Genomic DNA, 24,885 nt, shown 5'->3' with positions numbered 1-24,885 from the left:
TCATGGGGAGCCAGTGCCGTGGGCGGGTTTCCCGACTTGAGGCATCTGGCGTGGAAACCCCCAAGACCGCGCTGGCTCACTACGAAGAAGAAATTATTAAAATTCTTGGTCGAGTATTAGGGTGTAAAAATTTTCTAGGTCGTCTGATTTCGCTTTGGCAATTAGTTTACCTGCAATTGTGAATGCTGCCCAATAGTAAGGATGATTGTACAGCTTTTCATCTGCTGCGAGTTTTCTAGTTCTATACATTTCTGTCGCTAAATACGCCTTAATTCTGAATTCATCGGCGGGCAAAGTGTTTAGCAAATCTTCATACCATTTTTTCAAGTCTCCAACTGTTAGTTCTTTTAGCCATTTTGTCGCTTCTGCTAAGGCTGTTGCTTCTAATTTGTTTGGCTGTCGTCGTCGATAATACTCAATCATCAATAAGGCATTTGCTGTTGATTCTACAGTCCACAAGGTACTAATTACATGAGCCGAACCACGACTTAAAAAACCATTCGCTAAACCTAGATACTCGCTGCTAATAGTTTGCTTGCTAGTAATAGCAGTTTCGCAAGCTGAGAGAGTAACTAGATTGTAGCTTGTAAGTGTCTTTTGGCAGATTTCTTCTAAGGTTAGTTTATCTTCACCTGATAATACCAGTTGTGATTTTTTCGGGTCAATAAAATTGTCGATTCCATGACCTGTAAAATGAAATATATTGTAATCACAAGATATGGCATATTCTACTACATTTTTAGTAGCTTGCGCTCCTTGGTATCGTTTGGGATTATCAAACATTTGGCTAATAGTTTCCGATTCAAGTTTGGCAAATTTTAGTGGCGGATAATCTGTACTGTTGGGATGTTCAATACTTAATAATTTCTCTTCATTTGCTTGGGGTTCTAGTTGGTAATTTAAAGATAAGCCGATTTGAGCGCTTGGCAAATAGGTAATTGTGTAATTTGCATTTCTCGGCGATTCTGACTCAGAAGAAATATTGAAAAGGGCATGAAGAGGGAATCTGTGTAAGTCGCGGTGGGGAATTAATATTAATTGGTTGATGCCTTCAAGTTCGTGTTCGATGGTGGAAATATTAAGGATATTTTTCAGATGCAAAAGCCTCTGTTCCATATCCACTAACCAGGAATGATTATCTTTGCTTTGTTTGTCTTGATCTAAAGTGCGATATTCCTGATATTGTTGATTCCAATCGTCTAACCAATCTTCTAATTCCACCAAAATTTGCACCGCTTCAGGTAGGGGAAATTCATCACTTACTGCGGCACTAATTATGGGTGTAAAGACGGGGATGGGTTCTGGGGCATTATCTTTGATTATGAAGGTGCGTAAAGCGTAAGGGCTGATGTGCCAGTAAATGATTGCGGTTGTCGGATTAATAAGTTGTTGAATTTCTGGATAATTAGGTGAAGAGATGTCATCAGTCCAACCAAAAATCAGCCAAGTTAAACAAGCATTTTTGTTGTATTCGGCGATTTCTAAAGCTTGTCGCCATTCGCCAGATTGTATGGCTAAATCAACTGCTAACTGTCCAAAACCAGCAAATTTCAAAGCTAGTTGTTTTTTACTTTCTTCAGAACTTGGTTCATTTAATAAACGTTGCCATGCATCTGTAGCGTGTTGTAATAATTCTTGGGCTAGTGTGATTTCCCCCAAACCTAAAAGCGCTTTGATAAAGTTTTGCAATACTTCTAGATGCAGTTGGGGAAAGTCTTCTTGTGTGAGGGTTAAAAGCGCCCGATCGTACTCTGATACGGCTTCACGCCAATAATAGCGGGGTGCGGGATGTCTTTTTCCTCGGTCGTAGTGTGCGTTGGCGATCGCTAAATGCAATCTTCCCCAACCTTCTTGGTGTGTATCTTGGCGAACATAGTCCAATCCAGCTTCGTAACTGATCAATTTTGCATCATAATCGCCTTCTTTCAAAATCGGATTTACTGCCATTCCTGCGGATGTACCTCGACCAATCCAAGCTTCCCAATAATCTGGTTGAAGTTGCAAAGCACCATCATAAGCTTTGATCGCTTCTACAAATTCTCCGATATGAAACAGCGAAGAAGCTTGGTTGTACCAAGCTAAGTGAAATTCCGGATTGATTTCTATCGCTTTGTCATAAGAGGCGATCGCTTCTGTTCGCCGTCCTAAATTGTCTAAGGCAATACCTCTATTGAACCAAGTTAAGTAAAAATGCGGTTGAATTTCTAAAGCTTTATCCCAAGACTCAATTGCTTCTGACCATTGTCCTAATTGTCCTAGCACTACGCCTCGGTCGATCCAAACTTCGGGATAATCTGGATAAATTTCTAATGCATTGTCGTAAGAGGCGATCGCTTCCGAGTTTCGTTGATCTACGGCGAGGGCAATTCCTCGGTAATACCAGTTTTGCGGGTCTTCTGGTTGCAATTCGAGTGCTTTGTCGTAACTAAAAACCGCTTCTGATAACCTTCCTAATTTCAGCAGGGCGAAACCTCGGCTAGCCCAAGCTTCTTCGTAGTCTGGCTGAATTTCCAGTGCGACATCAAAAGAGGCGATCGCTTCCGAGAATTGTCCTAATTCGCCTAAGATGCCGCCTCGATTGTACCAAGCTTTATAAAAGTCTTGTTTAAGTTCTAAGGCTCTATCATAAGAGGCGATCGCATCTTCAAAATGTCCTAAGTGAAATAATGTCAAACCTCGATTAAACCAAACTTCATACATAGACGGGTTAATTTGTAAAGCTTGATTGTAAGAAGCGATCGCACCTGACAAATCACCAGTCTTGGCTTGCTGAAGTCCTTGATAAAACCATTCTTGTGCCTGAGTATCAGTACTAACTAATAGTGGTGGTTCAGTCTTTGGAATTGCCAATCCGGAAGCGAGTTGCTGGACTAAGCTGGTACTTTGGTCTAATCTGACCAACAACTCATCTAGCGTCTGGGCTACATCTGGTTCTAAATTTGCCAGCGACTCATCCCAAGTTGTTTGTGTAGATGCTTCTGGGCTGTTTTCGACCAACGTTTCGCCAACAGACATAAGGCTAACGGGTAATACCTCTTCCACAACAGGCGTTATACTTTCAGCGGATGGCGCTTGAAACTCCCATACCAATTCGCCGAAGTTCTCTGTCAATTCTTCTTCGCTTTGAGTTTCCTCTGGTGCAGGCGTTATACTTTCAACTTCTGGCGCTTGAAACTCCCATACCAGTTCGCTCAAGTTTTCTATCAATTCTTCTTCGCTTTGAGTTTCCTCTGGTGTCGGCGTTATACTTTCAGCGGATGGCGCTTGAAACTCCCATACTAATTCGCCGTTTTGTATTTCCCGATTTGCGTCAGCGCTTGGCACATCCTCAGTACTAGTTTCAGTTTCTGGCGCTTCATACTGCCATTCGAGTTCTTCAAAGTTTTCCGCATCCCCAACTTCAATAGCAGTGAGAATTGCTGTAGACGTTGTAGGTTCAGCATTTTCCTCGTTTTCGTCCGAATAAATTTCTCCTAAATTCCGCGTCAACAACCGGATACCAATGTCATAAGAAAGATCGCCAATTATGCCCACACCAAGTTCACCCAGTTGCACCATTCGCGTTGCTAACTGATTATTCGGTGCGGGTGATGCTAACAATTTTTCGCCAAAACTCAGCAACCAATCAAGCCAGCGGTCAACACTAATTCTATTTTCCATTCGTTGCAGATATTTCTGCGCCCACTGTTGTCCTCGTGCCTGATGTACGCCTTCTAGCAGTTGGTTATACAAAACTTCAAGATCGGCGTTTGTTAATTCCGGTGCTTGATGCACCACATTTTGTCTTTTTATACGGTTTTGAGAACGAGTCCGTTTCGTGCCAAAGGCGCGTTTCCAAAATTTATTAAGCCACTGAACTAGCCGCTTGAGCATCTGCCGCACTCTGGATGTTGTTTCTCATAGATTTTAACGAGCGCTGTGTTAAAAAAAGTAAGCATTACTTAAAAACCTAGTAGATTATCAAGGGGAATGGGGAATGGGGAATGGGGAATGGGGAGTGGGGAATAGGGAGTGGGGGGACAAGGGGAGCCAGTGCGTTGCGCGGGTTTCCCGACTTGAAGCATCTGGCGTGGACAAGGGGAGCCAGTGCGTTGGGCGGCTTTGCCGACTTGAAGCATCTGGCGTGGACAAGGGAGACAATTTCTTTCTATTACCCATTCCCCATTACCCATTCGCAATTCCCTATTCCCCAGTCCTATTGATTCGCAGCTTGAAATTGATTAAACAATTCCTGGACAATTAATTGCGGATCGTCTGTCTCAATTCCTAACTGTTGGGAAATTTGCTGGCGTAAGCTTTCATCCTGCTGCAACATCACAAACAACTCGTCTAGGGTGACGGTTTGCAATTCTTCCTCCGGCACAGTTTCTGACTCTGCTGCGGGTGCAGGATCGGTTGATAATTCTTTTTTCGGAGGGTTTTCTTCTCCTACTGCTGGTGCTGTTGGCGCAGAAGTGGTTTGTTCGAGTCCAGGAGTGGTCTTGATAGTATCTGGTCCCTCATACTCCCATACTGGTTCGCTGACATTGCGTGTCAACAGTCGCATTCCAATATCATAGGCAGCATCGCCGACTTCGCCGACTTCCAACTCACCCAGATCCACCATCCGGGATGCTAATTCATTATTAGGTGCTGATGATGCAAGCAATTTTTCACTAAAGCGCTGTAACCATTCCAGCCAACGTTGAGTCGAGATGCGATGTTCAATATTATGCAGCCACTTCAGCGCCCAAGCTTGCCCTCGTGCTTGATGTACTCCTTCTAAAAGTTCGCTGAAGAGAAATTCTAGATCCGTATCGCTCAGGGGTGGAGCGGGTTCTTTTTGAACGTCAGCCACTGATGAGGATGAAGTCTGTTTTTTACCAAACAAGCGTTGAAAAAACCTTTTAAGCCAGTGAAGGAGCCTATTGAGCATCTGCTGCACCCCTGAGTGTTGATTATTTTAAGATTGTAGCGATGTCTACGACATACTCGATCGCTTAAGCGCTTTGCGAATTAGAAATTATAAATTAAAAATTCATAAATTTTAACAGTCTATATGAATTTTTATGTTGATGCAGACGATAAAATCAACCATTAGAAGGAAGACAATTAGAAGCGGCAATTTCGCTATCCACAATAAAGGGCGGTAAGTTTAAAATAGTTTTATGGCAAACTATGATTGAGTGCTACTAATTAACCAATCTTCTTGGCATTGACGTTTCAATTGCATGTCTTACGAACCGCTGCACCACAAGTATCGCCCAAAGAGTTTTGCTGAATTGGTGGGTCAAGAGGCGATCGCCTTGACTCTCACTAACGCCATTCGTACAGCTAAAATAGCCCCAGCATATTTATTTACTGGTCCGCGAGGTACGGGGAAAACCTCTAGTGCGAGAATTCTCGCCAAATCCCTCAATTGTCTTAATAGTGACAAACCCACAGCAAAACCTTGCGGCATCTGCGATGTATGTCAGGGAATCACTAAAGGCTATTCTCTAGATGTAATAGAAATCGATGCCGCCAGCAATACTGGTGTCGATAATATCCGCGAACTAATTGAAAAGGCGCAGTTTGCCCCGGTTCAATGTCGCTATAAGGTTTATGTCATTGATGAGTGTCACATGCTCAGTAATGCGGCATTCAATTCGCTACTAAAGACATTAGAAGAACCACCGAGACACGTTGTCTTTGTCTTGGCGACAACAGACCCGCAAAGAGTTTTACCAACAATTATTTCTCGCTGTCAAAGGTTTGATTTTAGGCGAATTCAGGTAGAGGCGATGGTGAAGCATTTGAAAGCGATCGCCAGCCGAGAAAATATCAATATTTCTGATGACGCTGTAAAATTAGTTGCCCAAATTGCTCAAGGTGGATTGCGCGATGCAGAAAGTTTGCTCGACCAATTAGCACTATTATCCGGTGAAGTGACACCAGAGCGAGTTTGGGATTTAGTCGGTTCGGTAAGCGAACAAGATTTACTGGTATTGGTGAACGCGATCGCTCAAAATAATCCCGAAGCGGTTCTTGACAGCACCCGCAAAATCCTTGACCGTGGTCGCGAACCTTTAACTATTCTTCAGAATCTTGCTGCATTCTACCGCGATTTACTCATCGCCAAAACTGCGCCCAAACGCCAAGATTTAGTTACTTGTACAGACCAAACTTGGAAAGCGATCGTTGAATTCGCCCAACAGTTAGACATAACTACAATCTTGACAGGACAGCAACACCTGCGAACCGCTGAAGTGCAAATCAAAAACACCACTCAGCCGCGTTTGTGGTTAGAAGTCACATTGCTAGGCTTATTACCCAGCGCCAACACCCAATCCGCAGCCCCAAGCCTAGCACCCATCACTACCCCAACAGCATCGCCAAGCAATCATCGTCCCCCCACTCCCCCATCCTCCCCCACTCCCCCATCTCCCCCATCTCCCCCCACTCCCTCATCTTCCTCATCTTCCTCATCTCCCCCATCTCCCCCACATCACGCTTCCCCCACTCCTCCAGCAGAAACCCCTCCAGAATCCAACGATGCTTCACTTGCAGAAACTTGGCAAAAGGTAGTGACTTACCTACCAGTTTCTACAGGTTCATTGCTGCGTCAAATGTGCCATCTGATTGAGTTTGATGGTAATGTTGCCCGAATTGGAATTAAATCACCAGCTTGGTATAAAAGGCTTCAGACAGAACAGCCTATAATTGCCACAGCCTTTGAAAAGGCTTTCCAGCGTCAGATAAAAGTAAATCTAGAATTAATCAGCGGGTCGTCACCACCTTCTACTCCCCCAAAGCCTAACGGCGTAAAAGCGCAACCTCCGCCGAGTTCTCAAATTAATAATCAAAGCGATAATATAACCCCGCCAGCAGAAGTTTCCCAGCCAGCAAAAAACCGATCCGCAAGAACGGAATCGGACTCAGTTGGGCAAGCAGTGCAAATGCCTCCACCGCGATCGCCTGCACCACCTTTCTCCGTCGCTGATATGGAAAATGCCGATCAAGTGGCGAATTCAGCTCGAAGTCTCGCGAAATTTTTTGATGGTCAAATTATCCGCTTCACAGAAGAAGCTGTAGAAGTGTCAGATACAACTGCACCTGATTTGTTAGAAGAAGCGGAAGAAGATTAGGGAATTGGGCATGGGGCATTGGGCATGGGGGAGGCAGTGCGTTGGGCGGCTCTGCCGACTTGAAGCATCTGCCGTCATGGGGCATTGGGCATGGGGAATAGGTAATAGAAAGAAATTGTCCCCTTGTCCCCTTGTCTCCCTTGTCCCCCTTGTCTCCCTTGTCCCCTTGTCCCTAATCCCCAGTCCCCTGATGCAGTGTTTTCACCCATTTCAAGCGCTTTGGTCTGACTGACATGCGGGCAGTGGCGCTGCTCATGACTACAAACCAGTGGAACATGTATATAATTCCGCGTAATGTCTGAAGCAGGGGCACAAAGTAGCTAGAAACGCGAAATTTTTTCTCTTTATCTTGACGTATCCGCTTTAGACCTGCGAACATACCCGCCATCGACATGGTGACTGTCAAGCCGCTGACTGGACTTAATATTGGTGGACGATGCCGAGCGATCGCCATCAATAAATCTGGTACTGCTGCTGTCGGTAAAATATACATAATCAGCAAAAACATCAGCAAATCCCAGGTTTTACTTCTCCCCATGCGGTTGCGAAGAATCAAATCCCAGTAATCTAAATAGCGCTGATATCCGCCTTCTGCCCAACGGTTGCGCTGATGCCAAAGAGCGATCGCATTTGTCACGCCCTCTTCTTCCACCGCTGAATTAAAAGCACAATCAATATCCCAGTCGTTTAGATGCAGGCGGAATGTCAAATCCAAGTCATCGGTGATGGTTTCTTCATTCCAGCCACCGCAGCATTCCAAAGCTTCGCGCCGGACAAATTGACCATTTCCCCGCAGTTCGCCGATTCCACCAATGGCAATCCGCCGCTTTTGGAAAACGGCATCAACTGCCATTTCTGCCATTTGACCTTTTGTCCAAAAGTTTTCTTTTGCGTTGGCGATCGCTTTTCGCACCTGCACTGCCCCCAGCTTTTCTTTGGCAAACAAGGGTATTACCCGCAGCAGCAAGTCTGGCGACACAATCGCATCAGCGTCAAACACCGCTATAATTTCCCCTTGCGTCAGTGGCAAAACTTGATTTAATGCCCCTGACTTACCCCCACTCGCTTCTGCTGAACGTCTTAATACCTTTAGGTTATTGTATTTTTCCGTTAGTTGTGCTAATAACTGCGGCGTTGTGTCGTTGCTATTATCGTCAATTATCCAGACTTCGTAATTACCTTGCGGGTATTTTAGACTACAAAGATTCTTGACTAAATTGGCAATAACTGCTTCTTCATTTTTAGCCGCCACTAATACAGATACTTTTGGTAAATCACCCAGCATTTCCTCTTGGTAGGGGAAGAAATTACTTTCCCCTACTAAGTGTTCTTTGCCCGGTCTAGCAAACACGATTCTCAGGGCATGAATTCCTAGGATAGTGGTCAATCCTAGGATAAAAATAGAACCCCAAGAAACTAAATGTAAAGCGATCGTGCCGCTCCAGACAACAGTCAAAACTAGAGCGGCTTTTTTTCTCCGACCTTGAAACCGGGATGGTAGAAACACAGGATCGGTTTCTACCTCTTCTATCTCCAACTCGTCATCTCCCGATAAATCAGAAAATAAAGAGTTGAGCGGATCAAGCTCGTTGTAAGAATCGTTTTCGGGCCAGGAATTCGCTGGCATAAGTTACTTGATTCAATAACCAGTATTTGTCTACACCCATAAAGAAGCTGGGTATCAGGTAACACCAAACTGTGCAACCTTCACACACTTTTAGCTTACCTTGAGATTGCCGATACTGTTCCACTTCTTCAGACTCACGATAGAGGTCGTAAAGTCGTCCGTTAATCGGAACTCCGGTTTGGGCAAAATGGTAACAAGGTAATAGCAGCTCGTCATTGGGAGAAATCGCAATCACGGCATCCACCGCCTTACAGCGGGGATTTTTGGTATCATTGCCCCCAGCTTCAATAAAAGCCAATGCAGCCTTATTGTAGCCGACATTTTTATATTTCCTTGCAGCAGCTTCGATTGCCGCTACCATTTCCGGGGTGGGATTCTTATTAGAGTTGTATTGGTCATAGGCAGTAAAGGCAGGGTTCAGCCAGACGCGAACAGCTAGTTTTTGTCCTAATGCTGCGACTTCTTGAATGCGATCGTAATTTTGGGCAGTAACGGTATGATTTAGTACCGGGTACTCTCCTAATGATTGAGCGATCGCTACCGACTCTACCAAATTGTCAAAAATCTTCACACCACGCGAGTGATCGTGAGTTTCCGCATCCGCACCATCCAAAGAGAAATTCAAAAAGTCTACTAAACCTTGAATTTCCTTGGCTTTTTTCGGATACAAAATGGTATTCGTCGTCATGCTGGTATAAAAACCTTGACGTTTTGCCTCTGTATAAATCTCCCCGACATCATGTCGCAATAAAGGTTCGCCACCCGTAAAGTCTACATATTTAGTCCCCAAACGGCGTAAATCTTCTAAATTACGCTTAATCGTTTCAAAATCAGCTTCTTTTCCCGGTTCTAATGCCCAAATGTTGCAAAAGTGACAGCGGGCATTACAGCGATACGTCAAGTAATAATTTGCAACCAGCGGAGCCATAGTGTAAACCCACTAAAAGTTTTCCTTAAGACATCTTTAAACGTAGTTAACCAACAGTCAACATTCTTTTGGTAGTGGTTGGTTGTTGGTGGTTAGTTGTTGGTGGTTAGTTGTTGGTGGTTGGTTGTTAGTGGTTGGTTGTTAGTGGTTGGTTGTTAGTGGTTGGTTGTTGGTTGTTAGTGGTTATTCTACAACCATTACCCATTACCAATTACCAATTACCGATTCCCCACTCCCCACTCCCCATTCCCCATTCCCCATTCCCCACTCCCCACTCCCCACTCCCCACTCCCCATTCCCCATTCCCCACTCTCCATTCCCCACTCCCCACTCCCCACTCCGCATTCCCCACTCCCCCATAGTTATGCATAACAATTTTTTGGGAACACTATTCAAAGCTACCTAAATCTCCGGTTGTCAACTAACTAGAGGAGTATTAAATTATGTCTTTTGAGCAACTCCAGCCAGCGACTCAACAACAAGCAAGTGTGTACTTACCTTACGTTCAAGGCAGCAAACGCGATTTTTTGCGTTATGCCATTGGTCTTTATCAAAAAGGCGTTTTGGAGGGAAAACGCAAAATAGAGGGCAGCGAACACGTTCCCTTTGTCGCTACTTGGAATATTGCCACCCTACCCTCAGACTTAACTCGTTGCCGATTGCAGTTTGATGGCGACGCGGAGTTAAGTTATGAACTGATGATGGCAAGTTTCGAGTTTATTAATTTTTTAATTGAACTGATGGAAAATTATAAGCGCTATCGCATAACTGATTTTTCACAAGCATTTTACCGCAAACTGCTGCGTGTAGAGGAATAAACAAAGCAAAGCGGGGAAATATAATTCAATAATTCTCGGTTTTAGCAACTTCGCCCAAAAAAGGTAGGATTTCAAGCTAGAAAGTATCCTTTAAATTTGGGCGATCGCTTCAGTCAATCAGTTTGGTAGCAACCTTGAACGCGAACTTCGACCTAGAATTAGGATCTAGCTGGATTCTACTTTCTTTTGAAATAAGGAGTGCATGTGTGCCAAAATCTGCTAAGTATTTGCTCATTGGCTCAACTGAAAGTTACAGTGGCAAATCTGCTACAGTTTTAGGTTTGTCGCATCAGTTACAGCAAAAAGGACTAGATATTGCCTACGGTAAACCGTTAGGTACAAGTTTAAGTGAATTTGAAGGAAGCGTAGTTGAGGAAGATGTGCAATTTATTGCCAACAGCCTCAATTTACCTTCAAACCGGATTGCACCGACAATGCTTGCTTTAGATGAAGTAGCTATACAAAAACGCTTGCGTGGAGAAGACAAAACTGATTATCGTGCCACTTTAGGACAGCAATATTTACCAATTTTTGGCGGCGATTTGGTATTGTTAGAAGGTCCTGGCAATTTGTCAGAAGGCAATTTATTTGACTTGTCTTTGCTGCAAGTGGCTGATGTTGTTGATGCAGCTGTGTTGTTGGTATGTCGTTATAAATCGCTGCTTTCAGTTGAGGCACTGTTAGGAGCGAAACAGCGGGTAGGCGATCGCTTAATTGGTGTTGTCCTCAACGACATCCCCGGAACCCAAATAGAAGAAGTTGATGCTCAGTTGCGTCCGTTTTTGGAACAACAAGGTATTCCCGTACTGGGAATGTTGCCGAAAAACGACTTGCTACGCAGTGTTAGCGTTGGCGAATTGGTAAAGCAGTTAAATGCCCAAGTTCTTTGTGGTAGCGATCGCCTAGATTTAATGGTTGAGAGTTTAGCAATTGGGGCGATGAATGTCAACTCCGCAGTGAAGTATTTCCGCAAACGGCGAAATATGGCGGTAGTTACAGGAGGCGATCGTGTGGAAATTCAACAAGCTGCTTTGGAAACTTCCACTCAATGTCTTATCCTTACCGGACAACTCCCACCACCTTCGTTCATCCTCAATCGCGCTGAAGAACTAGAAATACCCATTTTGTCAGTTGATTTGGATACCCTCACCACTGTAGAAATTGTTGACCGCACTTTCGGTCAAGTGCGCGTCCACGAACCGATTAAAGTTCACTGCATTAGCCAATTGATGGCTGAACATTTCGATATTAACCGCTTGTTGTCTCAACTCGGCTTAAATCCCGCAGTGGCAATGCAGTGAAACTAGTGTAAGAACGCAGCTAGGCTGATGGAAGACAAGGTAAAATCCTCCTGAATGGCGTTATCTATGAAGTATTGAGGATGGTTTGGTAACAGTTACCAACCCCAAACCATCCAGCTATTAAATTCAGCAAGCAAAAAATTGTATTAATGTTTCACCACAAGCCATTCGTATCTACACTCTGTTTGGTAGAATATCTGGGTTGTTTAATCTGATTCTGTCCATCTTTGAGTCAGTCCATAGACCTTATTAACCTCGATACATTAGCCCAAGAACTGGCAACTATCCAGCAAACAGGTTCTAAACGAATCGCCTTGCTAGGTTCGCGCCACGTTCCGATTACGCATCAGAGCCTCATTGAGATGATGACTTATGCCCTGGTTTTATCAGGGAATCGAATCATCACCTCTGGTGCCACAGGTACCAATTCAGCTGCCATCCGGGGAGCAATGCGGGCTGATGCTAATTTATTAACGGTGATTCTACCCCAAAGCTTGGAACGCCAGCCCAATGAATCGCGACAGCAATTAGAACAGGTAATGCATCTGGTTGAAAATCCCAGTAACGATCATCTGTCTCTTGCTGAAGCTAGTTACCTGTGTAACAAGGAAATTGTTTCTCGTTGTCAACAATTAATTTGTTTTGCTTTTCACGACAGTCGCACTTTGTTGCAAACTTGTGGTGAGGCAGAAGAACAAAGAAAAGTGGTGACATTGTTCTACTTTGATTAGTCATTAGTTATTTGTACGAGTGTCGTTGGTATGTGTATTTTTGACCACTGACCCCTTCGGGGTTCGCCAGGTGCTTCAAGTCGGCACAGCCGACGGCAGATGCTCCACTTGGGGAGCCACCCCCGTGGGCGGGTTTCCCGACTTGAGGGGAGTGGCGTGAAACCCCAAGACCGCACTGCCTCCCCAACGCACTGGCTCACCAATGACTCTTGACTAATGACTAATGACTAATGACTCTTGACCAATAACCAATGACTATTTTTTTGTACTCTATCGCAGCCGCTGCGGTGCTAATTTATCTGCCGTTTTTGGTGGTGGCTTATAGTCGTTTGCGTGTGGGATACGATCAGTCTGCTCCCCGCGCTATGTTTGATAAGCTACCAGCCTACGCGCAAAGAGCTACCTGGGCACATCAAAATTCTTTTGAAGGATTTATGATTTTTGCTGCCGCAGCTTTGATGGCATACGTAACGAATGTGAATTCTCCTATCGCAGTAGTCGCAGCGATCGCTTTCGTTGCGGCTCGGTTGCTATACTCAATCTTTTATATTTTGAATATACCCCTTTTGCGATCGCTCATGTTTGCTGTTGGCTCCCTCAGTTGGGGTACTCTTTTCGCCCTCAGCATCATTCAAGTTAATGGCTAGTTTGGTAATAGTTAGTGGTTGGTAGTTAGTGGTTAGTGGGAGCATAGTTAGCGGGAGCGTACTTTTTCCAACCCAGCAACTATCAACCAACAACTATCAACCCTTCGGGTTCACCACTTGCGTGACTGTCGGCAGAGCGCGATAGCGCAGTGGTTCACCAACCACTAACCATTCCAATCCAAAATCCAAAATCTAAAATCCAAAATGTTCTATGGCTTCTACCTATTCCTTTGATATTGTCAGCGATTTTGACAGACAAGAATTGGTCAACGCCGTCGATCAAGTTGTCCGAGATGTTAAAAGCCGTTACGATCTTAAAGACTCTCAAACTACTGTCGAACTGGGCGAAGACAACATTACCATCGGCACCGACAGCGAGTTTACCTTAGAGTCTGTACACACCATCCTGCGCGAAAAAGCCGCCAAGCGCAGTCTCTCTCAAAAAATCTTTGATTTTGGCAAAGTTGAATCAGCCAGCGGAAACCGCGTCCGTCAAGAAATCAAACTCCAAAAAGGCATTAGCCAGGAAATTGCCAAGCAAATTTCTAAATTGATTCGTGACGAATTCAAAAAAGTACAAGCGTCAATTCAAGGTGACGCTGTACGAGTTAGCGCTAAAAATAAAGATGACTTGCAAACTGTAATTCAGCGGTTGAAGCAAGAAGATTACCCGGTGGCTCTACAATTTACGAACTATCGGTAATGGGGAATGGGTAATGGGTAATGGGTAATGGGGGGAATCAACAATTAACCACTAACCACTAACCACTAACCACTAACCACTAACCACTAACCACTAACCACTATCCACTAACAACTATCCACTATCCACTATCCACCCCCGATGCTTTTTTGAAATGCTGGACGTTGAGCTATCTGCTTGATGTAGTTCAACACAGCTGGGTAAGCGCTCAAATCTAATTTGAGCATCATGGGAATGTAACCCAGAATAGAACCGACTGCTACATCAGCAACGGTGAATTCATTGCCTAGTATGAAAGGTTGCTGCTCTAGAATTTGATTCAGGGGAGTCATCAAGCGCGGCATTTCTCGCTCTCGATTAGCTTCGACAAAAACTCCTGTAGACAAGCTGGAATTGGCAAATAACACCCACTGGGCAATTATTGCGCGTTCCTCTACTGAAGGTGGCTTGCCATACTTTTCGGCGAGATACAGCAAAATTGCTCCTGATTCCCAAAGCTGAAAATCTCCGTCTACAATTGCCGGGACTTTCCCCATCGGATTGATTGCCAGAAATTCGGGCTGACGGTGTTCTCCAGCTTGCATATCAAGCTTGACAAATTCGTAGGGAATACTTAGTTCTTCTAGATACCACTTGACAATTGATGCGCGACTGCGATCGCCACCGTAAAGCTTCAACATAATCACCAAAAATTAAAGAACTTTGTGCGTGTGGGAATGTTGTTTAACGTTATCTTCCTTGTTAACAACTCGTTTGGCATTTAGTACCCGCTTGCGCTCGGTGGAATACTTGAACTCTGTATAAGTTGTACCTAGAGGAATCAGGGATTTTGCGGTTTCGCGACGCTTGTAAGTGCGAGCAGCTGCAAACGCTCTGGGCACAAATTCCTCTCCAAATTGAGCGTTGGCAGGAAAGCCATCTGGTAAATATTGCGTATCTTGGTCCAACACAGATGCCAAAGTTGTTCCGCAAGCCAACTTATAGGAAGTGGGAATACCTTTAAAAATCGCTTCTAAAGCCGCAGAGGGAATAGGTTCTATAACTTCGACTTGATGAACTTCTCCATCTTCTTTGATGAAGCACGTAGCCAAACCGATAACGATGTAATCATCACCGACTAAATCGGGAGCGTTGGCGTAGGAAATTGCAGTTGTCATAAGAAAATCTTCGCTCTTAATTTAAAAGTCAGATTCAGAAATTGGGTACTGTCAAGAAAATTCTTACTTTTCAAAGCAAAAATTTCTTCATTGATGTGAAAATTCGCAAATTTTTTGGGAATAATAAACCGTCGAGGTTTTGAGGTTCGCCTAAAGCCGTTGAAAAAGAAGGGTTCTTAAGTTCGATTCGGAGTTTTCACATTCCCCAGTACCCCTCAATCCCTAGTTAAGGGCTTGTTGGCATTCTACCAAGTTGTCGCTCTCACTTGTTGACTAGTCTATTGGATTGATAAAAAGCTGTTTCTGGAATTGGACTTGGGGATGACGTATCTATTATCAGGTTGAAGCATCAATTATTGGTATAGGGCGAACACTCCCACCTGTTCTTGATACTTGTACCCAAGTACTCATAGACACCTTAACAAGTGACACAGGGACGAAACCACTCTTGACAAGAAAATTATAAGTTGATCTTACAGAGCAAGAGGCTCAGGCAGGAAAATATGAATACAAACCCATTTTTAGCATCTGAGAGTGAGCAAACTTACTTAAAAAAAGCTGTTTTAAAAAACACAAGTTATGCTCAACAGCATCAGGCTAACAGTAGCGGGGAATCTGCTAATGAAGACAGTTACTTACGCTCTTGTGCTTTGAGATTAGCCCAACAAGGAGATTACACCGAAGCGATCGCCCTGTTAAGTCAACTAATCAACCGTCATCCCCACAATGCCGTAGACTACAATAACCGGGGGCTGATTTATTTTCAAAGTGGTGAAAGACAAAAAGCCTTCTGGGATTACAACAAAGCACTACACCTCAACCCCAAGTTAGCCAGCGCTTATAACAATCGCGCAAATTACTACGCAGCTTGTGGAGAATTAACATCGGCGATCGCCGACTACGATCGGGCGATTGATTTGCACCCCAGCCATGTTCGGGCACAAATTAACCGAGGCATTACCTTACGGGATTTGGGACAATACGAAGAAGCAATTGACGCTTTTGAGATAGCACTACTTTTCGGTCAACTTGAAGACCACATTTTAGCTGAACGAGGCAGAACTTATCATCTGTGGGGCGATTGGAATTGTGCGATCGCTGATTATCGCCGTGCTTTAAATCAACTACCACTCCTAAGCACTCGTAAGGATGAACGTAGCTCGCGTTTGCGTTTAAAAGTCGAAAATTGGTTGGGTGAGTTGCTGTGTTCTTAAATTCGTAGTAGGCGTTTTAACGCCTATTTTAAGCACACACGAGTGCTTACTACAAATTACTTAGCTGCAAACGGGGTGTATTTGCCTCCCAACCCCTCAACAATCGTTTGGGTATTGGCAATTAACATTTTTTGGTAAGTTTCGCCTTCACTGCCCTTTTCACCCAAACCATCGGCGTATAGTTCTCGTGGTGAAACCTTAACATTTGCGTTTTTGGCTACCGCTGTAATTAGCTTGGGATTAATCGTTGTTTCCGCAAAAATCGTTGGTACACCGACTTTTTTGATATCTTTTACTAATCCACTGACTCGTGCTGCTGTTGGTGCTTCTTCGGTACTAATGCCTCCTAGCGCTTGTTCTACAGGAATTCCGTAAGATGAAGCGTAGTAACCTAAAGCATCGTGAGTAGTTATCAGCTTGCGCGATTTCTGGGGAATTGTGGCAACTTGCGATTTAATCCAAGTGTCTATTTGGCTAATTTCCCCGATTACCTTTTGCGTATTATCACTATAATTTTGAGTATTTTCCGGTTTTAATATACTCAAGTTGTCACCAATTACTTTCGCCATCGCTGCACCATTCTGGGCATTGTGCCAAACGTGCGGATCTATGACAGTTTTGCCGTCTTCCTCGAATGAAAGCGGATTGGGAACCGCAAGTTCATCGACTGCGACTTTCGTAGCTGAGTTGGAAGTTGCTTTAATTAACTTAATCAACTCAGGTTCAAAGTCATAGCCGCCGTATACAATCAACTTAGCTTGTTCTATTGCTTTGCGATCGTCTGGCTTGGGTTGGTAAACATGGGGGTCGGCACCAGGGTCAATCAAACATTTAAGATTAACGGTAGTCGCAGCAATTTGCTTTGTTAAGTCACACACTACAGTGTTAGTTGCGACAACTAACGGAAGTTCGCTAGATGTAGATGCTGGGGTGGATGTGGGAACACTAGAAGCATCACCAGACGTGGTATTATTTTGTTGACTTGTTGGCGGGGTAGTCTCGCATCCAAGTAAGCCGAGGCTAAGTGCCAAGACAGCAATACTTTTCATGTGTAGATTTTTTAACATTTTTGATGCCAGTAGACGATTTTTTTAGCTTATGATAATGATTATCATGCACATGGATAATCATGTTAGAAGTTCGTCATCTAGCTGTCAACTACAGAGGTGTTTCTGCGGTTGATGATGTCAGTTTTCGCTTGGAACCTGGGCAAATCGTCGGTGTGATAGGTCCGAATGGTGCGGGTAAAAGCACGATGGTGAAGGCAATTCTGGGCTTGATTCCCTGTGAAAGTGGGGTGATTAAGTTTCGTAACGGTTCTTTGAAACAGCATCTGGCACAAGTTGCTTATGTACCTCAGAGAAGTCAAATTGACTGGGATTATCCGATAACAGTGCAGAATGTGGTGATGATGTCTCGGACTCGTCATACAGGTTGGTTTCGCTCGCACTCTCGTCAATCTCAAGAAATAGTGAGAACAGCGTTAGAGCGAGTTGGAATGTGGGAGTTGCGAAAGCGTCAAATTGGGGAGTTGTCGGGGGGACAGCAGCAAAGGGTATTTTTAGGGCGATCGCTTGCTCAACAAGCTGAGTTATTCTTTTTTGATGAGCCATTTGTCGGAGTTGATAAAAAAACGGAAGCGATAATTTTTGAAGTTTTTAACGAATTGAAATTGCAAGGTAAAACTTTGCTGGTTGTCGGTCATGATTTAGGTGAAACTTCGCGAAGATATGACAGATTTTTATTATTAAATAAAACAATTATTGCTGATGGTTCTCGCTCTGAGGTAATTACTGCTAAGAATATTCAAGAAGCTTATGGAGATGGAGTATTTTTGTTGCAAAGGGAAATAATTTGATGTTTAATTTGCTGTTAGAACCGCTTGATTTTGAATTCATGCGGAATGCGCTATTTACAGCGATTATGTTGGGGGTTTTGTGTTCAGTTGTCGGTAGTTATTTGATTGTGCAACGCATGGGTTTGCTGGGAGATGTAATTGCTCATGCAGTTTTACCAGGTTTAGCGATCGCCTTTTTCTTTGGTGTCGATATTTTCCTAGGTGCGTTTATTTCCGGGACATTTAGCACCTTGATTATTGCTTGGATTCAATCTCAATCGCGTGTCAAAGTAGATGTCGCGATGGCAATGGTTTTCTCTGGGTTTTTGGCATTGGGAATTATGCTAATTACTCTCTTAAAAAGCAAACTTGATTTACATCACTTTCTCTTTGGTGATATTTTAGGAGTTACTGAATCTGATGTTTGGCGAACTTTAATTATTACTGTTATTGTTTTGCTGGGCGTAAAGTTATTTTACAAAGAGTTGCTATTTTACACTTTCGACTCTTTAGCGGCTCAAGCTATCGGATTACCCGTAAACTTAATTCACGTTGGTTTAATTTCTGCCATCACCCTGACTATCATTGCGAGTATGCAAGCTGTGGGTGTGGTCTTAGTAGTTTCCTTGTTAATTGGTCCAGCTATCACAGCTTATTTATTAGTTAAAGAATTACACCAAATGATGATGTTAGGAGCAATTATTGGTATAATTAGCAGTATAGCGGGGATGTATATCAGCTACTATTTAAATGTGCCATCAGGGGCAGCGATTGTATTAGTCGTTTCTAGTTTATTTGTTCTAGCGTTGCTATTGAGTCCCTCTCAAGGAATTTTGACTCGTCCAAATACTGTCAAAAATTCAGCAAGAATTTTTCGGTCTTTAAAACGAGGAGAATAAGTAGGGTGCGTTATAACGTACCGCTGACGCGGAACCCGTTCGCGGAGCGTCTCCGACAGGAGAAGGGTAGTTTAACGCACCATTAATGGTCTTCTTATAATTTGCTTTCTTAAAAGTTATAGGACTTACGCAAAAACTCTCTCAAACTCTTACTCCTTGGCGTTCTTGGCGTCTTGGCGGTTCGATAAATTAAGATTATAAGCGATTTTTGCGTAAGTCCTAACTTATATAAATCACAAGTGCGATCGCGAATTCCGATGCAAAATCACCCACGTTACCACCGGTGTACCAATCAAAGCAGTAACTGAATTCAAAGGTAAAACTGTTTGACTTCCGGGAAATTGCGTTAGTAAATCTGCAATTAATGCTAAAATTGCACCCATAATTGTGACTGCTGGAACCAACACCCGATGGTCTAAAGTATTTAATAGACTGCGACATAAGTGAGGAACAGCTACACCTAAAAATGCCACAGGACCGCAAAAAGCAGTAATCGCTCCTGCTAAGATAGAGGCACTGGTAATAATCCAGAATCGTGCTTGTTGGACAGTTAAACCGAGAGTGAGAGCATGGGTATCACCTAAAATTAGAACATTCAAAGGTTTAGATAGCAATAATGCTATTAATAAACCGAAAATGATTATGGGTATAAGGATTGTTAGTTGTCTCCAAGTGACACCGGAAAAACTACCAAAAGTCCAGATTAAGTAGCTTTGAATTTGAGTGCGATCGCTAAAATTTAGTAAAATGTTCACAATGGCAGAAGTTGCGTAACCAAATAATAATCCTAAAATTAATAACGTCATTGTATCTGATACCCGCTGCGAGACAATTAACACTATTCCCAACACGACAGCAGCACCAAAAGAAGCAGCTATTACTAAACTTAAATCACCGAGTATCCCGGAATTTTTGAATAATAAACCTCCACCAGTTGCGCTAACGGTGAGGAGAACTAAAGCGACTCCCAAGGAAGCACCAGAACTAATTCCTAATATGAATGGTCCTGCTAATGGATTTCTAAATAATGTTTGCATTTGTAAACCGCTGACACCTAAAGCAGCACCAGAAAAGGTTGCAGTTAATGCTTTAGGTAAACGAAATTTGAGGATAATATTTGTCCAGGTGGGTTGGGAAGATTCTCCACCAAGTAAGATGGTGATGACTTCTTTGAGCGGAATTTGGACGGAACCAAAGGCAATATCGAGTAGAAATGCGAGAATTAATATGCTAGTTAAACCGAGGAATATTACAGGGATATGGGTTTTAAATTTATTTTTTATTTTGGGCATTAAATTGTTGAGAATTAGGAAAACGTAGACACGAAGTGGCTTGCCGCAGGCTACCGCAGAGAACGCGGAGAACGCAGAGAAGAGAAGAAAGAGAGTTAATTCAATTTTTGGTAATAAATTAGTTGATGATTTGGTAATAGTTCTGAATGCATAATTTTGACTAAATCGGATAAAACTACATCGGGGTTACTAGTTCCACTTTCCCAATAGTCATTACCACCATTAGAATTTACGCGAAGGTTATTATTATAAACATTACCCTTTTTAACTGCGTTGAATTCTTCATAGCGATTATCTTCGGTTATTGCATCTTTTAAAGTTTGCCATGACTGACTAACATTTAACCAATAATCTGCTTTGATAGCGCGTGCAAATACATCTTCAAACGATAAAGGTATACTACCAGAGGAATTATCTACACAAAGATAATCAGCACCTGCATCAGTTAAATATTTGGCAGCATAACTTTTACATCCTGGTGCATACCAAGTCCCTTTAAAGTTAAATCCAGTAAAGACGGTGGGACGTTTTTTGAGAGATTTTACTTTTGCAGCTACAGCTTTGTATTTTTGCGATGTCTCTCGAAAAACTTTCTCTGCAATCTCATCTTTATTAAACAATAAAGCCGTAAACTTTAACCATTCCGCATGTCCCAACGGAGAAGTTTCCATATACTCAGCATTTATCGCTACTTTTAAACCGGCTTCTAACAATTTGGGATGACTATCTGTTTGAGGGTTCCCTGTACCATATGTTATCACTACATCAGGGTTAAGTTCTAAAACTCGCTCAATATTCAAATTACCATTACTCCCGACTTCAGCGATTTTTCCTGCTTTGATATTCTCAAGTACTGCTTGTGTATTCACTTTTTTAGTATCGCTGACAGCAAGTAGTTTATCGGCTATTCCTAATTTAGCAAAGTGAGGTAGATGAGTTGTGGAAAGCGAGATAGCCGAATTTACGGGAACAGTAATTATTTGACTTTTATCAAACCCTGCTGGTACAGGTGTCCCACATTGCACTAAAACATATTGAAAACTAGTTTTAGCATCGCGCCAAGGATTTTTTACGGTAATAAGTTTATAATTTTTATTATATTCTACAGTAAAACCGATGGCGTAATTCACTGTCAACTTATTCGGGAAGTAATCAGTATTTGGATTATAGTTTTGCCGGCAAGTTTTTGCATCTGCTAATTTCTCAGGAGGATTGATTATATTGTTACAGGAGACGATGAAAGTAGCTACACATAAAATTAAAGAAAAAAAGATACTCCATTGACCTAGGCAAATTTTTAAAGTCATTATATGAAAGAATGTACTAAGTAAAAATTTCTCCCGTTTTCAACACTAAAAGTTGAGAAAACTTTGCGTGAGATAATTCCTAAACCGAATCTGGTGGATATATATGTTGAGTAACTTTATTACCTTGAACTAAATGTTCATTAACAATTATTTCTGCTACTTCTGGTTTAACCCGAGTGTACCAAGTTCTATCAACTGAATGATAAACTACAGGACCAAGTTGACAAACTTCTAAACAACCAGAAGTTCTCACATCAATATTTAACTTTGCTTTGGTTAGTGCTGATTTTAACGCTTCAAATATAGGTTGCCAATTTCGGGAAGGGTAACAGCGTCCGGAAGTACAAACTGCAATATAAGGACATTTGAGTGGATTTTTATCAAATGGTATCGATTTTTTACCTAATACATAAATGTCCCTAAGTTCGTGATAAAGTTCTAATTTAGTAAAATTAGCTTTCCCTTCAGGTAAGAGATTTTCATCTTCAACGTAAGGATTGGGTAAGAAAATTGTCATCGCTTGTTCTCCCGCACCATTCCAAAGTTGAATTCCCCATGTTTTTGGTGTTCCTTCAGGGTTAAGACGACGATAAAATGCACCTTTATTAATTAAACGTTGTTGTCGTAGTTCTATAGGTGTTTCCGAATTTGGACCACCGAAATTTTCTTCAATACATAAATGAAAGTGCCAATCATTAGCGATGATTGTCAGATATCCATCGTAAAGAACGCATTTTTTTGGTGCTTCGTGAAATTCTAATTCTAATACGCTACCTTGTTCGATATGTCCTAACCCTACTTGATGCCAATTTTCTTGGAATAAAGTGTAAAGTAAACAAGCGAGAGTATCACTATTGCAATCAAAGTGTTCGTATTCAATTTTCCAGCCAGTCAAAGTAGTTTCAGTGACGATGTTGTTTAATGGTGTTACCCAGGTTTGGAATTCATTCATGATTTTTTCAAGGAGAAGATTTAAACGCAGAGGGACGCTAAGGTAAGCGCAAAGTAACGCGGAGTTTTTATGACAATTTCTTTGCTAAAACATGAGAAAAAGTAAAAACAACTTAAAATTTCCAGTGAAATCCGACTTGAAAAACTCTCCCCGCATCAGGATAGCCGGCAAATAACTGATATCTTTGGTCAAAGATATTATCTACGTTACCATTAATTGTTAATTGTTCACTCAAAGGTATTCGCAATTTTATATCAAATGTTGTGTACCCTGATAGTGATTCAGTGTTGGTGTTATTCGTCGGATATGCACCTAATGAGTGCATGAGGAACCCTGCATATAATCCTTTATAATTCTCATAGGAAATACCCGCATTGATACTATCTGCATCGGCAAATCTTAATTCTTTATCTTCCTCCGCAGAATTTGTACTTTCGAGAATCCGGGGGTCATTTGCCGTATAATTCACAAATGCGTAGATATTATTGGCTAATTGCAGATTTAATGAAGCCTCAATTCCTTGTGTGCGGACTAAGCCAATATTTTCGTAAGTCGCTACGGGAACTGCGAAGTTATAAGCGATTAAGTCAGAGATGGTGTTGTTGAAATAAGTCAAACGCAACAAGCCAAATTTACCTAATTTTTGGTCAATTCCAATATCGTAACTATCACCTTTTTCTGGTTTAAGATTGGGATTGCCTACATAAGTACCACCGTTTGCGTATAAGTTGAAAAGGCTGGGTGCTTGAAAATTTCTAATATAGTTAGCGCGGATGGTGGTATCAGAAAGTGCAAGTTTTGTACCGACAGATGGTGAGGTAAATGAACCGTTAGTTAAGCTGCTAAAATCTTGTCGCAAACCAAAGTTAAGACTATAATTTGGTGTTAAATCTACTTCATAACGAGCAAATATTGCACCTTGCTCAATACTATCGTTGTAGGTAATGCTGTTGAGATTTGTGGAATAATTGAAGGTGCTATTTTTTGCGGCAACGCTGCGATAATCAAAGTCATAAGTTAAAGTTTGATTTCTGGCAAATTTCCAGTTGTGGTGAACTTGAACTCCATAGGAATCTTGCTGATTATCAAACCTCCTTTGGGATGAAGCTGGTAATGTCAGATTCTCAGATTTACTGTTGATAAAATCAGCGTAAAATTTGGCGGTAAGTAACGAATCTTCACCTTGTCCAAGTTTAGAATTCCAAGTTAAATCTGTGAGAACTTGGTCGGTGTATTTGCGATTATTGTCAGTCAAGCTGTTAAAATATCCCTGACCAAATCTAGGTAGGGGAATGGGGACACCTCCGGGAATTCCCTGTTCTTTACCCAAATAAAGCGCGGAAAATGTCAGGGTATTGCGCTTATCTAAATCTGCTTGGAGTTTGAGGTTGAAATTGTTAGCAAGAACATCATTATTCTTTCTTGTTCCCTCAAAATTTGCTTCCGGAATTGAATAAGGATAATTGTATTCAGCTTGAGTGCGGTTGTACCCGATAGAATATCCCAGATTCCCAGCTTTTCCGGTAGTTTGGATACTCTGCTGATTCAATCCATAAGCACCAGCAGTTACCTTGACTTCGGTAGTGGGTTTGTCTGTCGGACGACGGGTGATGATATTGATTACCCCACCGATCGCACCAGAACCATACAAGGTAGAACCACCACCCGGTAATACTTCTATGCGTTCGATGATATTGCTGGGAATTTCTGACAAGTCAAACCCACCGGAACCCAGGTTATTAATCGGTTTACTATCCAACAGAATCAAGACTTGACTGCTGTTAGAACCACGAATGAATTGACCGCTGAATGCTTGAACTTCCGTACCAACGGTTCCATCAGGAAGAACTCCGGGAAGAAATCGTATCGCTTCTCGGACATTTCTAGCACCTTGCGCTTCGATTTCTTGACCTGTAATCACGTACACAGGACGGGTTGAGTCTTTCACTGTCCCTTCAGTACGGAAGGGAGAGAAGACTGGTTGATTCAGTAGCTTGTCGATGACGTTTAATTCAATGTCTGCTTCTTTTTCCGGTGTCGGTATTTCATTTGATGGGGTATTCTGTGCAGAAACCTTCCCCCCGTTGAATATTGTAGATATAGCTATCAAGTTGAGTATTAAGAAAAATTCCCAATAAATATTTGCACGAAAAGTATACATCAGACTCCTCGCTGTGAGTTAAGAAGGTTATTCGGCTAATTCGCAAACAAAATTTCAATCTGCTTTCGATAAAGCAGACTTATGACGATAATGACTGTTAGTGTCTTAATGCTTCAAAGCATAATTACCAAGACACTAAATAACTAATAAGAATAATTCTTAACAAATCAAAACAGTATTTGATTGGAAGTAATGCCTGAATTGG

Annotated in this window: 23 protein-coding genes; 11 read left to right on the top strand and 12 right to left on the bottom strand. The window is 42.4% G+C overall.

Translation table 11 applies throughout. The features are described from left to right. Positions 1–96: 96 nt before the first annotated feature. On the bottom strand, positions 97–3,873 hold the full coding sequence (locus PI95_RS19330) for a CHAT domain-containing protein (protein WP_063842286.1): 3,777 nt from the start codon (positions 3,871–3,873) through the stop codon (positions 97–99). Positions 3,874–3,983: 110 nt separating this feature from the next. On the opposite strand from PI95_RS19330, the gene PI95_RS19325 reads away from it, so the two are divergent. Next, positions 3,984–4,202, top strand: coding sequence for a hypothetical protein (locus PI95_RS19325; protein WP_039737421.1), 219 nt, complete (start codon positions 3,984–3,986; stop codon positions 4,200–4,202). On the opposite strand, the gene PI95_RS19320 is transcribed toward PI95_RS19325, so the two are convergent. Continuing rightward, positions 4,196–4,915: a hypothetical protein gene (locus tag PI95_RS19320; protein WP_039737419.1), complete on the bottom strand. Its 720-nt coding sequence runs from the start codon at positions 4,913–4,915 to the stop codon at positions 4,196–4,198. The two genes, PI95_RS19325 and PI95_RS19320, sit on opposite strands and share 7 nt — an antisense overlap. Positions 4,916–5,210: 295 nt before the next feature. Between PI95_RS19320 and PI95_RS19315 the strand changes: the two genes are divergently transcribed. Beyond that, positions 5,211–7,106 carry a DNA polymerase III subunit gamma/tau gene (locus PI95_RS19315; protein WP_039737416.1) on the top strand — a complete coding sequence of 632 codons (1,896 nt, stop codon included), beginning with the start codon at positions 5,211–5,213 and terminating at the stop codon, positions 7,104–7,106. Between the two features lie 74 nt (positions 7,107–7,180). Here the strand turns inward: PI95_RS19315 and PI95_RS36885 are convergent, their stop codons facing one another. Genes PI95_RS36885 through PI95_RS19305 form a run of 3 tightly spaced genes read right to left on the bottom strand, consistent with a single transcriptional unit; the run spans position 7,181 to position 9,661 of the window. Then, positions 7,181–7,315, bottom strand: a complete 135-nt coding sequence (locus tag PI95_RS36885; protein WP_268896795.1) for a hypothetical protein — start codon at positions 7,313–7,315, stop codon at positions 7,181–7,183. Next, positions 7,279–8,733, bottom strand: a complete 1,455-nt coding sequence (locus PI95_RS19310; protein ID WP_039737415.1) for a glycosyltransferase family 2 protein — start codon at positions 8,731–8,733, stop codon at positions 7,279–7,281. Before PI95_RS19310 ends, PI95_RS36885 begins: the two co-directional genes overlap by 37 nt. Continuing rightward, on the bottom strand, positions 8,687–9,661 hold the full coding sequence (locus PI95_RS19305; RefSeq protein ID WP_039737413.1) for a radical SAM protein: 975 nt from the start codon (positions 9,659–9,661) through the stop codon (positions 8,687–8,689). Before PI95_RS19305 ends, PI95_RS19310 begins: the two co-directional genes overlap by 47 nt. A 148-nt stretch (positions 9,662–9,809) precedes the next feature. On the opposite strand from PI95_RS19305, the gene PI95_RS19300 reads away from it, so the two are divergent. From PI95_RS19300 to PI95_RS19275, 6 genes are all read left to right on the top strand, one after another. Then, entirely contained in the window at positions 9,810–10,067 is a 258-nt protein-coding gene (locus PI95_RS19300) for a hypothetical protein (RefSeq protein ID WP_163519008.1), read from the top strand. Positions 10,068–10,104: 37 nt separating this feature from the next. Next, a complete protein-coding gene (gene ebsA / locus PI95_RS19295) occupies positions 10,105–10,479 on the top strand; it encodes a type IV pilus biogenesis protein EbsA (protein ID WP_039737412.1) in 375 nt (124 codons plus the stop codon). A 206-nt stretch (positions 10,480–10,685) separates the two neighbouring features. Beyond that, entirely contained in the window at positions 10,686–11,780 is a 1,095-nt protein-coding gene (locus tag PI95_RS19290) for a DRTGG domain-containing protein (RefSeq protein WP_039737411.1), read from the top strand. A gap of 227 nt (positions 11,781–12,007) precedes the next feature. Further along, positions 12,008–12,511 (top strand): DNA-processing protein DprA, encoded by a 504-nt coding sequence (locus tag PI95_RS19285; RefSeq protein ID WP_039737410.1) that lies wholly within the window; start codon positions 12,008–12,010, stop codon positions 12,509–12,511. Positions 12,512–12,762: 251 nt separating this feature from the next. Beyond that, complete coding sequence (locus tag PI95_RS19280) at positions 12,763–13,158, top strand: MAPEG family protein (RefSeq protein WP_039737408.1); 396 nt, start codon at positions 12,763–12,765, stop codon at positions 13,156–13,158. A 211-nt stretch (positions 13,159–13,369) separates the two neighbouring features. Continuing rightward, positions 13,370–13,861, top strand: coding sequence for a YajQ family cyclic di-GMP-binding protein (locus PI95_RS19275; protein ID WP_039737407.1), 492 nt, complete (start codon positions 13,370–13,372; stop codon positions 13,859–13,861). 128 nt (positions 13,862–13,989) lie between these two features. On the opposite strand, the gene PI95_RS19270 is transcribed toward PI95_RS19275, so the two are convergent. Both PI95_RS19270 and PI95_RS19265 read right to left on the bottom strand, forming a co-directional pair. After that, positions 13,990–14,541, bottom strand: coding sequence for a glutathione S-transferase family protein (locus tag PI95_RS19270; RefSeq protein ID WP_039737406.1), 552 nt, complete (start codon positions 14,539–14,541; stop codon positions 13,990–13,992). Between the two features lie 12 nt (positions 14,542–14,553). Further along, positions 14,554–15,018, bottom strand: coding sequence for a hypothetical protein (locus PI95_RS19265; RefSeq protein WP_039737405.1), 465 nt, complete (start codon positions 15,016–15,018; stop codon positions 14,554–14,556). Positions 15,019–15,521: 503 nt separating this feature from the next. Here PI95_RS19265 and PI95_RS19260 point away from each other — a divergent pair. Then, positions 15,522–16,232, top strand: a complete 711-nt coding sequence (locus tag PI95_RS19260; RefSeq protein ID WP_039737404.1) for a tetratricopeptide repeat protein — start codon at positions 15,522–15,524, stop codon at positions 16,230–16,232. 56 nt (positions 16,233–16,288) lie between these two features. Here PI95_RS19260 and PI95_RS19255 read toward each other — a convergent pair whose 3' ends face one another. After that, entirely contained in the window at positions 16,289–17,281 is a 993-nt protein-coding gene (locus tag PI95_RS19255; RefSeq protein ID WP_236117114.1) for a metal ABC transporter solute-binding protein, Zn/Mn family, read from the bottom strand. An 80-nt stretch (positions 17,282–17,361) separates the two neighbouring features. Here PI95_RS19255 and PI95_RS19250 point away from each other — a divergent pair, with 80 nt between their 5' ends. Both PI95_RS19250 and PI95_RS19245 read left to right on the top strand, forming a co-directional pair. Continuing rightward, positions 17,362–18,090, top strand: coding sequence for a metal ABC transporter ATP-binding protein (locus tag PI95_RS19250; RefSeq protein ID WP_039737401.1), 729 nt, complete (start codon positions 17,362–17,364; stop codon positions 18,088–18,090). Continuing rightward, positions 18,090–18,968 carry a metal ABC transporter permease gene (locus PI95_RS19245; RefSeq protein WP_039737399.1) on the top strand — a complete coding sequence of 293 codons (879 nt, stop codon included), beginning with the start codon at positions 18,090–18,092 and terminating at the stop codon, positions 18,966–18,968. Before PI95_RS19250 ends, PI95_RS19245 begins: the two co-directional genes overlap by 1 nt. A gap of 233 nt (positions 18,969–19,201) precedes the next feature. Here PI95_RS19245 and PI95_RS19240 read toward each other — a convergent pair whose 3' ends face one another. From PI95_RS19240 to PI95_RS19225, 4 genes are all read right to left on the bottom strand, one after another. Then, the gene (locus PI95_RS19240) at positions 19,202–20,260 is read right to left on the bottom strand and encodes an iron chelate uptake ABC transporter family permease subunit (protein ID WP_039737398.1); all 1,059 of its coding nucleotides are present in this window, start codon (positions 20,258–20,260) and stop codon (positions 19,202–19,204) included. 95 nt (positions 20,261–20,355) lie between these two features. Beyond that, the gene (locus PI95_RS19235; protein WP_039737397.1) at positions 20,356–21,567 is read right to left on the bottom strand and encodes an ABC transporter substrate-binding protein; all 1,212 of its coding nucleotides are present in this window, start codon (positions 21,565–21,567) and stop codon (positions 20,356–20,358) included. Between the two features lie 79 nt (positions 21,568–21,646). Continuing rightward, positions 21,647–22,519, bottom strand: a complete 873-nt coding sequence (locus PI95_RS19230; RefSeq protein ID WP_039737396.1) for a (2Fe-2S) ferredoxin domain-containing protein — start codon at positions 22,517–22,519, stop codon at positions 21,647–21,649. Positions 22,520–22,631: 112 nt separating this feature from the next. Then, complete coding sequence (locus PI95_RS19225; RefSeq protein ID WP_052324635.1) at positions 22,632–24,680, bottom strand: TonB-dependent receptor plug domain-containing protein; 2,049 nt, start codon at positions 24,678–24,680, stop codon at positions 22,632–22,634. Positions 24,681–24,885 lie beyond the last annotated feature (205 nt).

Origin of the sequence: Hassallia byssoidea VB512170, from assembly GCF_000817785.2 — a bacterium.
GTDB classification, from domain to species: Bacteria; Cyanobacteriota; Cyanobacteriia; order Cyanobacteriales; family Nostocaceae; genus Hassallia; species Hassallia carrinoi.
This window is presented reverse-complemented; position numbering and strand designations above follow the sequence as displayed.